General features: G+C 59.4%; 13 protein-coding genes. 11 read left to right on the forward strand and 2 right to left on the reverse strand.

What is annotated here, in order from left to right; genetic code table 11:
- Positions 1–211: 211 nt before the first annotated feature.
- Positions 212–343 (forward strand): hypothetical protein, encoded by a 132-nt coding sequence (locus MHN80_RS25770; RefSeq protein WP_257881396.1) that lies wholly within the window; start codon positions 212–214, stop codon positions 341–343.
- 135 nt (positions 344–478) lie between these two features.
- On the opposite strand, the gene MHN80_RS25390 is transcribed toward MHN80_RS25770, so the two are convergent.
- The gene (locus MHN80_RS25390; RefSeq protein WP_004023289.1) at positions 479–955 is read right to left on the reverse strand and encodes a PaaI family thioesterase; all 477 of its coding nucleotides are present in this window, start codon (positions 953–955) and stop codon (positions 479–481) included.
- 186 nt (positions 956–1,141) lie between these two features.
- Here MHN80_RS25390 and MHN80_RS25395 point away from each other — a divergent pair, with 186 nt between their 5' ends.
- The 10 genes from MHN80_RS25395 to MHN80_RS25440 are packed head-to-tail and all read left to right on the forward strand — an operon-like array spanning position 1,142 to position 11,323.
- On the forward strand, positions 1,142–1,948 hold the full coding sequence (locus MHN80_RS25395) for an ABC transporter permease (protein WP_014928962.1): 807 nt from the start codon (positions 1,142–1,144) through the stop codon (positions 1,946–1,948).
- A gap of 10 nt (positions 1,949–1,958) precedes the next feature.
- Positions 1,959–2,822, forward strand: coding sequence for an ABC transporter permease (locus tag MHN80_RS25400; RefSeq protein WP_014928961.1), 864 nt, complete (start codon positions 1,959–1,961; stop codon positions 2,820–2,822).
- A gap of 8 nt (positions 2,823–2,830) precedes the next feature.
- Complete coding sequence (locus tag MHN80_RS25405) at positions 2,831–3,868, forward strand: MlaD family protein (RefSeq protein ID WP_004023292.1); 1,038 nt, start codon at positions 2,831–2,833, stop codon at positions 3,866–3,868.
- On the forward strand, positions 3,865–4,878 hold the full coding sequence (locus tag MHN80_RS25410) for an MlaD family protein (protein ID WP_004023293.1): 1,014 nt from the start codon (positions 3,865–3,867) through the stop codon (positions 4,876–4,878). Before MHN80_RS25405 ends, MHN80_RS25410 begins: the two co-directional genes overlap by 4 nt.
- Complete coding sequence (locus MHN80_RS25415; RefSeq protein ID WP_004023294.1) at positions 4,875–5,870, forward strand: MlaD family protein; 996 nt, start codon at positions 4,875–4,877, stop codon at positions 5,868–5,870. The genes MHN80_RS25410 and MHN80_RS25415 overlap by 4 nt, the downstream gene beginning before the upstream one ends.
- Positions 5,864–6,925, forward strand: coding sequence for an MlaD family protein (locus MHN80_RS25420; protein WP_004023295.1), 1,062 nt, complete (start codon positions 5,864–5,866; stop codon positions 6,923–6,925). Before MHN80_RS25415 ends, MHN80_RS25420 begins: the two co-directional genes overlap by 7 nt.
- Positions 6,922–7,965, forward strand: coding sequence for an MlaD family protein (locus MHN80_RS25425; RefSeq protein ID WP_004023296.1), 1,044 nt, complete (start codon positions 6,922–6,924; stop codon positions 7,963–7,965). The genes MHN80_RS25420 and MHN80_RS25425 overlap by 4 nt, the downstream gene beginning before the upstream one ends.
- A complete protein-coding gene (locus tag MHN80_RS25430) occupies positions 7,962–8,918 on the forward strand; it encodes an MlaD family protein (RefSeq protein ID WP_004023297.1) in 957 nt (318 codons plus the stop codon). The genes MHN80_RS25425 and MHN80_RS25430 overlap by 4 nt, the downstream gene beginning before the upstream one ends.
- Before the next feature lie 6 nt (positions 8,919–8,924).
- On the forward strand, positions 8,925–9,653 hold the full coding sequence (locus MHN80_RS25435; protein WP_223258800.1) for a hypothetical protein: 729 nt from the start codon (positions 8,925–8,927) through the stop codon (positions 9,651–9,653).
- A 29-nt stretch (positions 9,654–9,682) separates the two neighbouring features.
- Positions 9,683–11,323, forward strand: a complete 1,641-nt coding sequence (locus MHN80_RS25440; RefSeq protein WP_014928958.1) for a long-chain fatty acid--CoA ligase — start codon at positions 9,683–9,685, stop codon at positions 11,321–11,323.
- 119 nt (positions 11,324–11,442) lie between these two features.
- On the opposite strand, the gene MHN80_RS25445 is transcribed toward MHN80_RS25440, so the two are convergent.
- Positions 11,443–11,655: IS3 family transposase (locus tag MHN80_RS25445; RefSeq protein ID WP_239404113.1), on the reverse strand; the 213-nt coding region annotated here is incomplete at its 5' end.

The following is an 11,655-nucleotide window of genomic DNA, read 5'->3' on the forward strand; positions in this document are numbered from 1 at the left end:
CTCGTCGCGCTTCACATGCCATCCGGGTGGCCCGGTCCTTGAGTTCCTCACTGTACTTGCGTGGTGCTGCCATGCTCTCCATCCTTCACAGGTTCGAGAGCCTCCGACAGACCCGGGGCGGTTCAACTGTAGCCAGGACGGAAGGAAGAGAGCTGCACATTCGAGGGAGCTCGCCGCCCTCCCCTCCAATCCTGTGAGAACAGTGCTGCCGGTGACCGTTATGGTTCAGCCGCTGTGTACGAGCCTGATGCTGCAGCGCCGCGACTGGTGGGCGGGCAATCCGCTCGGCCTGACCCTCGCGGTCAAGCCGGTCCTTGCGGTGTTGTTTTCCTGTCGCTACTGAACCGGCAGTGGAAGGCCGAGCGTTTGCAGTTCCAGCCCTGTTGACCGTCGCAGCCTGACCGCTGGCGGTGGATCGCCGAACGTGGTCGCGTACCTCGCAGAGTTGGCGGCGCGCAGAACGGAGACGCGTGCGGCGTCAGTCTGACCGCGTGAAGTTGGCGAAGAAGTCATCGATTGTTGATACGTCGGCATAACGTCGAAAGTGAGCAACGTCGACCTTGACGAAAACACCGCTAGAGGTGAAGTACGTTTGCTCATCGAACGATCCGGCGGCCGCGATGTGCAGTAGGCGATCCGACTCGTGGTCAATCCAGGCAGTGAGACGTATGGGAGTGTGCAGCGGGACCGGCCGGCGGTATTCGACGGTCAGGGTGCGGGTCACCGCGGGGGTCCGCGCGATCCACAGGGTGAAACCCATGATGTCGTCGCAGGCGGCCGAGATCGCGCCACCGTGCGCCAACCCGGGCGCGCCGAGGTGTTTCTCGTCGAAGGTGTGATCGGCGTACACCCGCTCGCCGCTCCGGTAGACCTCAAGTTGAAGTCCGTGGGGGTTGCTGCTTCCGCAGCCCATGCACTGGGACGAGTGTGCCGGCAGTCTTGCTTCGGGGGTCATCTCTGATCGTTGTCCTTAACTCAGCCCGCCACCTACGCAACAGGGTGCGGGGGGATCGATGAGGTGTGGGAACCGGTCCCGAACACGGTCTGTGCTCACCACTATAGGTAATACTGCCAGTACCTGATACTGTCCATTACGCACACGCGAATGGAGTGGCGCACACCACGCGCACTAGGGGGGGAGATGGCCATCACCACCGGCACAGGCGTCAACCGTCTGCTAGACGGCGCTGCCACTTTTGGTAACACCGTCGGCTTGGCTGGTCAGGCCCTGCGGTGGGTAGCAGTAGACATTGCTACAGGACGATTTCCGTTTCGCGAAGCCGTATCGCAGACCTGGTTCGTCATCGTCGTGACAACTCTGCCGGCGATTCTCGTAGCTGTGCCATTCGGTGTCATCGTGTCAGTACAGGTGGGTAGCCTCACTCAGCAAGTTGGGGCCACGTCAATAGCTGGCGCCGCTGGTGGCCTCGGGATTATTCAACAGGGAGCGCCCATCGTTACCGCCCTCCTACTCGGGGGCGCGGCCGGATCAGCGATTGCCTCTGATTTGGGTGCTCGAACGATTCGCGAAGAAATTGCTGCCATGGAGACACTCGGACTCAATCCGATCAGGCGAGTCGTAGCGCCCCGGTTCGTATCTGTGTTGATCACCGCGCCGCTGCTCTGCATGCTAATCGTCTTCACCGGGCTGCTGGCGGGCTACGCCATCAGCGTCGACGTCCAAGGCATCACACCAGGCAGCTACGTCGCCTCGTTCGCTTCGTTCGCATCGATAACAGACATCGTTGTCGCTCTATGCAAATCGCTTGTGTTCGGACTTGTAGTGGTGACGATTGCTTGTCACCGCGGCCTGTCGACGAAAGGCGGCCCTAAAGGCGTCGCAACCTCAGTAAATGCCACCGTAGTACTGGGCGTCGTCGCATGCTTCGTGATCAATGTCTTTATCACGCAATTAACAACCATGTTCGTCCCCCAAACTATTGGATGAGAAACGCCTCGTGACCACCGTTCCCTCCCGGAGGTTCTCCGCCGCCACCCGCCCTGTCGAAGCCGTGATCGCGCCAGTTGTACACGTACCTGAACGCTTGGGGCACGTCGCGACCTTTGTGATCGCCGCGGTCCTCGGCATCCGCCATGTGATCACCACCTACCGACGCCAAACCCTGCTCTACATACAAGAATTCGCCTGGGGTAGAGGTGCAGTCTTGGTCGGTGGTGGAACGGCCATCGTCCTCGCCATCCTCGGCATCGCCGTCGGCGCCTCAATCGGTATCCAGGGTTACGCCTCTCTGGACCTCGTAGGGATGGGTTCACTGACGGGGTTCATCTCTTCCTATGCCAACACCCGAGAGCTTGCGCCAATGATCGCGGCGATCGGGTTCGCAGCACAAGCCGGCTGCCGGTTGACAGCTGAGATCGGCTCGATGCGCATTTCCGAGGAGATCGACGCTCTCGAGGCTATGGCGGTACGTCCTATTCCATTCGTCGTCAGCACTCGCGTAGTTGCGTCGATCACGACCGTGATTCCTTTGTACATCGTCGCGCTTATTCTCGGATTCGGGGCCGCCAAACTCGTCGTCACACAAGTTCACGGCCAATCCGGCGGCACTTACGATTTCTATTTCGACCAGTTCCTCAAACCTCAGGATCTTGCCTTCTCGCTTATCAAAGTTCTTGTATTTGTCATTTCTGTAGTGATTATCCATAGCTATCAGGGCTACTTCGCCACAGGCGGAGCTGAGGGGGTGGGTCGAGCGTCCGGTCGAGCGATCCGCACGAGCCTCATAGTCATCGTCGTGGAGGACATGATCTTGACCCTTCTGATGTGGGGATTCGATTCCGGCGTACGGATTTCAGGGTAGGGGGTTCAGTGGCTGTCTTTCATGATCCGTCCGGACGCGAGCCGTCGCACGGGAACCTGGCCCTTCGGGGGGTCGCCCTATTGATCCTCGGCGCGATAGCTGCCTACTTACTGATAAGTGACGCTAACGGCGACTTCAGCGATCACACGTCGTTGACCATCAACACCGACGCGATAGGCGACGGATTGAAGGGGGGATCGGATGTGAAGTACCTTGGGTTCACCGTGGGGGAGGTCTCGAGCATCGCGGTTCGAGACCGTGGCGCGGCGGTCAAAATCAACCTCACCGGTTCCGGTAACGACCTAGTTCTCCGGCAGGGCATGACGGTGAACTACACCTCGTCAAACGCATTGGGACCAACTGCACTGGAGATCGTAGATCCTGGACAAGGACCACCCATCGGTTCCGGCGGGAGTGTCTACGTGAGCAGGTTGCAATCTGAACAGACCTCGGTGTCAACGCTTGTTCGCAAGATCTCCACGCTGGTCGAGGCACTGGACCAGCCCTCATTTGAAGCGGTAGTGAGGTTCATCGTTGAGGACTCGCAGGCAATGGCTGATAGCGGAAGACTCGTTCTCCAGATTGCGCAACTCACGCGAGATGTCCAGAAACGGCCGGTCGGGGAGGACCTAGGAATTGCGGCTAACCTGTCCACCGGAGTCGCCGACTTCATGACGCCGTTTGTCCCTGGCGTCTTGAAGAACGTCGATATCGCTGACTTTTTCGCCACCCAACAAAACATCGACCGCACGAAGAGTAATCTCGGCGACACGGGAAAGGTTCTTTTCGGTGGGCTCGGCGGCCTGCTCGATAAGAATTACCCAGCCCTGAGTTCGCTGTTAGACGTCGGCCTTGACCTAGCGCGGCCCGTCGCCAGATCCGCCTCGGGGCTAGTTCGCACGGTGTACACGATCCCGCAGATCCTCGATGGCATCGACAAAGCCTTGCCGAAATTCAACGAACGGGTCCAGCTCCAGCTAGCACTGGTGGTCCAGACGTCGCCTGCCCTACAAGGCGCATTGAGAATGGGGGGTGCCACGCGATGACTCTGAGGTCGCTAACACCCACAATCATTAAAATCGTCGCTTTCATCGCTCTCATCGGAGTCCTTTCATATGTCATCATCGCGATTCTGCAGCCGACCAACGAAGGGTCACCCAGTTCGCAGCGTTCCGCGGTGTTTGCCGACGCTTCCGGACTCAAGCCCCGCGACGGGGTACGACTCGCTGGAGTGAAAGTGGGATATGTAACGGCTGTCGATCTCGAGGGCTCAACAGCGATCGTCCGTTTCCAACTGGATGACGGTGTCGCGATTACCCCCGCGACGACTGCCGCTGTGCGTTACCAAAATCTGCTGGGGCAGCGGTATGTGGAACTCATCAATGCCGGACAAGGCGCCGACCAGGACTCGATCACACAGGTGGCACTCGAGAAGACCGTCCCGTCCTTCGACGTATCGACACTATTCAACAGTTTCAAACCAGTATTCGATACATTGAATACTGCGGAAATCAACGAGCTTCAGTCGAACCTTCTACGGGTTGCCCAGGGAGACGGTCGAGGTATCGCACCAGTCATGAAGCAAGTCGCGAACATCACTGATTACGGGAACCAGCGTTCAGAGATCATCACCAATATTGTGACGAGCCTGGGGCAGGTGTCCGACCAGTTGATGGGGCGCTCCGCTGAACTGGTTGAGTTGATAGACAAATTGGGGTCAATCGTCGATGCGTTCAGCCGCGTGAGCGATCGACTGCGGGCCTCGCTGCGAGAGGTCAACCGTTCGATGGCAAAGACTGTACTCGCCGGTGAGCAGATCGAGTCGACCTACGACACCAGCTTCGCGGCTATCTTTCAGAGATTAGTGCGGGAGCCAGGGGATACAGAAGGCCTACTGAATGGTGCCGTTCTCCTGAAGCCGCTCCTGGACGCCCTGGCCGCAACATCCAACGCGACTCCCCCGCCCTCGGCGGCAGGGTGTGCCCGAGGGGTGCTCGACCTACCGAGAACAGTGCAGATCGCCCTGATGGGTCAACGACTGGTGGTGTGCCAGTGACCCGTTTCTTCGGCAAGCGTCCGCATCACCGCCCGCAGCGTCGGCGGGACCTCATCCTGGCGGGGGTCGTAACGATGGTCACGGTGGCCGGTCTCGTCGCCGCCGGAGCTGTGTATATCTCGCCGCCCGGACAAACTATCTACAGCGCGGAGTTAGTCAATACCGGCGGATTGGAAGCTGGCGACCAGGTACGTATCGCCGGGATCAGGAAAGGCAAGGTAGCGTCGGTCGACCTGACCGGAACGTTCATCACCGTGCGGTTCCGGCTGGATGACTCGATTGCCGTTCGGTCGGACGCGACGGCGAACGTCCGTCTCCTCACCCCTATCGGTGGACGTGTATTGGACCTCGACCCAGGTTCAGGCCCGTCGGCCATTGACGGCGCGATCCCACTGGTGCAGACAGGCAGCACCTATGATATTTCCAGCACCCTGGAGACATCTACACCGGTGTTCCGTGACGTGCGTGGTGTTGATCTACGGCGCACGGCGGCGTTGCTACAGGATGCCTTTTCCGACGGAAACACCAATATCCCTGATGCCCTGCAAAACGCGAGCAGCCTGATGGACTTGCTGGAGCGTCAGTACGCACAACTCGACAAGACGGTGGCTTTGTCCGACGAGTATGTCGCTGCCCTCGCAAACCGCAAGCAGGTACTCGTGGACTTCCTACGCCAGCTCAGCTTCCTTGCCCGCACCCTTGGACCAGACATCGCCAACGTCCAGAGCGGGTTCGATTATCTACGTCGTCTTTTTAAGTTGCTGACCCGGCCGCTTGTCGCGTACCGCGACGGTATAGAACCATCGGTACAGCAGTTTAAGATCCTTCTAAACAAGGTGTCGGCCCAGATGCCCGCCTACCAAGACGCGCTGGCCCAGGTCGATCAGATCACCAGAAGACTGAGCATTCTCCTCAATGCTCCGCAGGTCGGACCTGCGAGTCCTGAACCGACCGTCCGCGTCTGTATCCCGATTGGTGATAACAAATGTTGACGGAGCGGATGCGTCGGCATCTGATCCCGATCGCCACCATTGTCACACTGGCAGTAGTGATCGGCGGCGTCGGAATCGACTATGCGACAGCCGACGACGACACGCGATCACTATGTGCGGAGTTTTCTGACGCATCAGGTCTGTACGAAGGCAATTCCGTCGCGATGCTCGGCAAGAAGGTGGGCAGGGTCGTAGGCATTCACGAGGAGGGACAGAAAGGTGTGCGTGTCGATATGCGGATCGACAAGACCGTGCCGCTTCCCGCAGATGTGGGTGCGACCCTGGTGTCCACCTCGATTGTCACCGAAAGACAAATCGAGTTCACCCATCCCTATCGTGGCGGAGAATATTACAAGTCGGCTGAGTGTATCCCACTGGAAAAGACCAGGACTCCACTGGGGATTAGTCAAACGCTCGACGCGATCAGCACTCTTTCAGACGAACTCGTCAAGGACGACGGACGTAACACGGATGCGATTCTTCAGGCACTTACACTCGTCTCGAAAAACATGGAAGGGACCCAGGGTGATATATCCGGCATTCTCCAGGACTCGGCCACGCTAATCAACGATCCGACCCGGCGTGATAGCCAGATACGCAGGATTGTAGCCAATCTCGCCACCTTAACCGGTGTTGCCACCGAAAACAGTACTGAGGTGACCCAGCTATTCGACAACTTCGTAGGCGCAATTGAGGTGATTGTTGCTTTCGGTCAAACATTCGGCGCCGCAACAGAGTACGCAGGCACCTTCGTCCCTATCCTGTCGCGCCTATCGTCTGACTTCGGGCCACCTATTTTCTCACTTGGAGATGCTGCGGTTCCCCTCCTCTCGCAAGCGGGCAAGCAAGAAAACATACTTGCGTCCGTCGCCGCTCGAACAGCTGACCTCATCGTTGAGCATCCAGATGCGAAGTCGATCCTGCGGGCATTCGCAATATCTGTACCACTGCAGGCCCTCAAGAACGCGTGCGCTCCTCCTTCCGTCAAGGACGTTTGCGCGACGGGTAACGAAGCGGCGACGATCGCCAACTTGATCGGAGGGCAACCTCGATGATGATCTACGGCTACCTTCGTCGTGTCACGGCCGCGATCGTGACGCTGTTCGTAGCGACTATCGCCCTCGCCGCCTGCAGCATCAGTGCTGACAACCCGCCGACCATCGGTGGATCATCCGCCCGAGACGGCTACGACATCGAGATCGAGTTCACGAGTGCTCTGAACTTGCCTGCCCGTGCCAAAGTCCTCTCTCGAGGGATTGACGTCGGTGCCGTCACCAGCGTCGCTTACGACGGAGGCCACGCGCTGGTTGCTGCCCGAATTGATAAAGACGCCCAGCTGCCGGAAGATTCGCGCGCGGAACTCCGCCAAGACACTCTCCTGGGCGAGATTTATGTGGCCATCCTTCCCCCTGCACAGCAGTCCACCCAAGGCTTGCTGCGCGCGGGATCGGTAATACCTCTCTCACGCACCGAACCGGCTGCCAACGTCGAGGACGTGATGCGGGGTATGGCTAACGTATTGGGCGGGGGTGAACTCGATAAAATCCATACCGCGATATCGACGCTGAACTCGACTTTTCCGAGTGACCCCGCCCAGTTCGATGCGCTCTACCGCACGACCTTGCGCACCGTGTCTGAGGTGTCTGCCAACACCGACAAACTCGACGTAATCCTGCAGTCAGCCGATCGCACACTCAAAGTGATCCTGGCCGACCCGTCAGGTACAGACCGAATGTTGACCAAGGGGGGAGTGAACTTTTATGGTCTGGGCTACTCGCTAATTGACGTAGCGCTACTCATCGCTAATCTGCGCGACTTCGCGGTATCCGCAGGCCGTATCGTCGACCCTGAGTATTCCCGCATCAAGGAAACGGTGGGCGCGATCGCGCCAGTGGTCGCGTCCATCGCGTACTCGGACATCTACTCCAAGGATGTTTCCGACAAGGCGGCTCGTGTAATACGCGAAAGGCTCATCCCATTCGTCAGCTCGCCAGATATCAACGTCTCCGATGTGTCTATCGATGGCCGAGAACTGGCGCGGCGTGATGCCGAGTCGTTCATAACCGTCTTGCGAGCGATCGGAATGATGCCATGATCCGCAGCACCCTCGTATCGCTGGTTGCCCTTGTCCTCGTTCTCCTCGTCGGAGCGACATACTTGATCATCGACGTGGCACGGGTAAACCCGTTCCGCACCGACTACGCGATCTCGGCCATACTCGAGAGCTCGGGCGGCCTTCTAGACACATCACCGGTAATGTTAGAGGGGGTGCCGGTGGGAAAAGTGACATCTATTCGCGTCACAGGTAATCAGCTCGCCGTCGACATGTCCATCGACTCCGACTATAAGATTCCTCGCGGCAGTGTCATGACGATTCAGAACCTCTCGGTCGCGGGAGAACAATACATCAATTTCATCCCACCGGGCACAACCACCAGTGAGTACTTGCGTAGTGGGGACCTAGTGCCCGCCGGCGCCATCCGCGTGTCGCAATCCGTTCCCCAGGTGCTCCCGAAAATGTCGGCAGTGGCGGACGCGCTCGATCCAGCATCGATTCAGTCCATCAACGAAACGATCTCGGCGGCAGTCGACGGCCGGCAAAAGGACCTCGACACGATCGGAGACATGATGCACCGCCTCGTGGACTTCGTCGGTGACGACGGTGCCGTCCGTACCACTGCGGACAATGCCGAGTTCCTCCTGGGCCTTATGTCGAACGTGGGCGGTGTGCTCAGCACCGCGTCGGTCCGGACCCCGGATGCCGTCGACGGTTTGGCGAGGATCCAACGTGCGTTCATCGTTTTCACTTCTACGTCCTACGACAAATGGCCACCGATCCTGAAGCTAGTGGAAAAGCTCAGCGGCTACATCCAGATACTCCAGCCCGATATTGTCGCCATTACCCGCGCGGTGAAGCCGGCGACGGCGAAAGTCGCAGACACATACATCGACTTCGGATCGATCGGTGATCTTCTGGCTCGAACATTCCCAGCGTCACATCGGGGGCAGGCGCAGATTCCGATCGCCGTCACGCCATCACCTCGCTGACGCCCGATGGATACCTCCTACACCAGCATTCACAGAAGGCAGCAAATGACGGCACAAGACAACGGACCAGAATCCAAGGACAGCAGCGCTGAGGATAAGCTGACTGCGGCTTCCGACAAAGCAGATCGCAGCGACGCCACTGGTGCTACAGAATCTGCGACGTCCCAAGACGGTCCCGCCCCGGACGAGGCAAGCCCCCCGACGTCCGATGCCAGGCACCGATGGAGATCAGCACGCGTCCAGGCGGTGGCCGCCGGCGCTTTCGTGGTGGCACTCGCGGTGCTGGCCGGCCTCTTTGCTTACCTCTACATTGACATGAGGGAAGCAAAGACGTCCGCGGAGAACGCTGCCACACAACGAGCGCAGGCAGCGCAGGCAGCATCGGACTACACCACAAAGTCGCTCACCTACAGCTACCAAAACACCGGCGCATTCTTTACCGAAGTGAAAGAGAATGCCAGCGATGCGTTGGTCAAGCGATACGACGATGTCGAACCCACCCTGACCCAAATCATGGAACAGGCCAAGGTCCAAGCGTCGGGACGCGTACTGGCGACCAGTGTCACCGGCAGCGCCAGCGAGAACCGGGGGGAATACACGGTGCTGGTCTTCGCCACCCAGAAGACCCAGAATGTTCAGAACCCTCAGCCGAGCGAACTCCCCACACTGTTGAAAGTAGTCGTGCTGAAGACCGAGAACGGCTGGCAGATCCAGGATTACGGACCTGCCGAATGATCCAGCGTCCGCCGCGAAAGGAGAATTTGATGAAAAGCACCATGCAGGAGGTGCCGATGACAGTGTCATCGATACTGCGTCACGTCGCAACCAATCATACTGATAGGCAGGTGATTACTTATTCCGCGAGCGACTCTGCCCGGTACGCAACCTACGGCGATCTCGAAGAGCGATGCGCACGTCTGGCGAATGCTCTGCGCCGGGTCGGCGTGGTCGGCGACGACCGCGTGGCAACCATGCTGTGGAACAACCAGGAGCACCTCGAAGCGTACGCTGCGGTACCCGCGATGGGCGCGGTGCTGCATACGCTGAACATCCGGTTGTCACCGGCTCAGCTGCAGTTCATCGCGAACCACGCCGAAGACAAGGTCATCATTGTGGACGGGTCGCTGGTGCCGTTGTTGGCGGCGGTCTTACCGGGCTTGGCGACGGTTCGGGTTGTGTTCGTTACCGGCGACGGCGACACCTCCCCGCTCGACGGCCACGGCGTGACCGTGATGCGATACCATGACGCGCTCGCAGCAGAATCACCAATGTTCTCTTGGGTCGATCCCGACGAGCGGTCGGCTGCGGGTATGTGTTACACGAGCGGCACTACAGGCGATCCCAAGGGGGTCGTCTACAGTCATCGCTCGGTGTTTCTGCACTCCATTGCAGCGTGTACTGGTAACGCTCTGGCGATCGCAGAAGCCGATCGTGTACTTCCCGTCGTGCCGATGTTTCATGCCAGCGCCTGGGGTCTGCCCTACGCGTCGCTGATGGCCGGCGCGGACTTGCTCATGCCTGATCGATACCTTCAAGCGGCGCCGCTCGCCGACTTGATCCAACAGCATCGCCCCACGAAGGCAGGAGCAGTACCGACAATCTGGAACGATCTTCTTCAGTACGGTATCGCGAATCCGGGTGTCGACTTGTCATCAATCGACCTTGTCGCCTGTGGTGGAGCTCCTGTCCCGCAGTCGTTGATCGAAGGGTTTGCGGACCGCTTCGGCGTACAGATTATCCAGGCGTGGGGCATGACTGAGACGTCCCCGCTTGCAGCGGTAAGTCGGCCTCCCGCCGGGATCAGCCCCACAAAGGAAATGTCGTACCGCAAGCGACAGGGACGGGCAATTTGCGGGGTGGAGATGCGCCTCATCGACGAGGGCGGCCTGCCGGTTCCCCGTGACGACAAGTCCGTCGGCGAACTCGAAGTGCGGGGTCCGTGGGTCACAGGCAGCTACTACCGGCTCGAGGACGCCGAGAGGTTTCGGGATGGCTGGTTGCGGACCGGAGACGTGGGACACATCAGCCCGGACGGGTACCTGACGCTGACCGACAGGTCCAAGGACGTCATCAAGTCAGGGGGCGAATGGATCTCGTCAGTGGAGCTCGAGAACTGGATCATGTCGCACCCAGATGTCGCCGAGGCCGCGGTTGTCGCGATGCCCGACCCCCGGTGGCAGGAAACAGCTCTCGCCGTGGTGGTTCCGGTACCGGGTCGCAAGGTGTCGGCTGACACGCTTCACGAGTGGTGCCTAAGAAATTGCCCGGAGGAGATCCCACACTGGTGGATCCCGAAGAACTGGACGTTCGTGGAGCAGGTACCGCGTACGAGCGTGGGCAAGTTCGATAAGAAGGTGTTACGCGCGAAGCATGAGCAGGGCGAGCTGCCGGTTGTATCGAATTAGCGCCGCTATAGGGCGCAAGTGTGCCCACCGAACGTCGTCAGCGTTCGGTGGGCACACTTCTATAGAAGCAATGCATTTGCCGATGGGGACTGCTGCACGGATAGGTGACAGTTTGGGTGTCATGCCGCGGCAGCGGCGGTGTTGATCATTGCTTCGAACTCGACAGGCGTCAACCGACCGAGGCGGGCTTGCCGGCGCCGGCGGCGGTAGGTCCGTTCGATCCAGGTGACGATCGCGATCCGAAGCTGCTCGCGGGTGTCCCAGCGTTGGCGGTCGAGCACGTTGCGTTGCAGGAGTGCGAAGAAACTCTCCATCGCTGCGTTGTCCCCGCA

Origin of the sequence: Gordonia sp. McavH-238-E, assembly GCF_022348225.1 — a bacterium.
GTDB lineage: Bacteria > Actinomycetota > Actinomycetes > Mycobacteriales > Mycobacteriaceae > Gordonia > Gordonia terrae.

Excerpts from the sequence above, each read along its gene's own strand:
- MHN80_RS25440 (WP_014928958.1), top strand. The coding sequence starts at position 9,683 with ATGAAAAGCACCATGCAGGAGGTGCCGATGACAGTGTCATCGATACTG.
- MHN80_RS25420 (WP_004023295.1), top strand. The coding sequence starts at position 5,864 with ATGTTGACGGAGCGGATGCGTCGGCATCTGATCCCGATCGCCACCATT.
- MHN80_RS25425 (WP_004023296.1), top strand. The coding sequence starts at position 6,922 with ATGATGATCTACGGCTACCTTCGTCGTGTCACGGCCGCGATCGTGACG.
- MHN80_RS25390 (WP_004023289.1), bottom strand. The coding sequence starts at position 955 with ATGACCCCCGAAGCAAGACTGCCGGCACACTCGTCCCAGTGCATGGGC.
- MHN80_RS25430 (WP_004023297.1), top strand. The coding sequence starts at position 7,962 with ATGATCCGCAGCACCCTCGTATCGCTGGTTGCCCTTGTCCTCGTTCTC.
- MHN80_RS25410 (WP_004023293.1), top strand. The coding sequence starts at position 3,865 with ATGACTCTGAGGTCGCTAACACCCACAATCATTAAAATCGTCGCTTTC.
- MHN80_RS25395 (WP_014928962.1), top strand. The coding sequence starts at position 1,142 with ATGGCCATCACCACCGGCACAGGCGTCAACCGTCTGCTAGACGGCGCT.
- MHN80_RS25435 (WP_223258800.1), top strand. The coding sequence starts at position 8,925 with ATGGATACCTCCTACACCAGCATTCACAGAAGGCAGCAAATGACGGCA.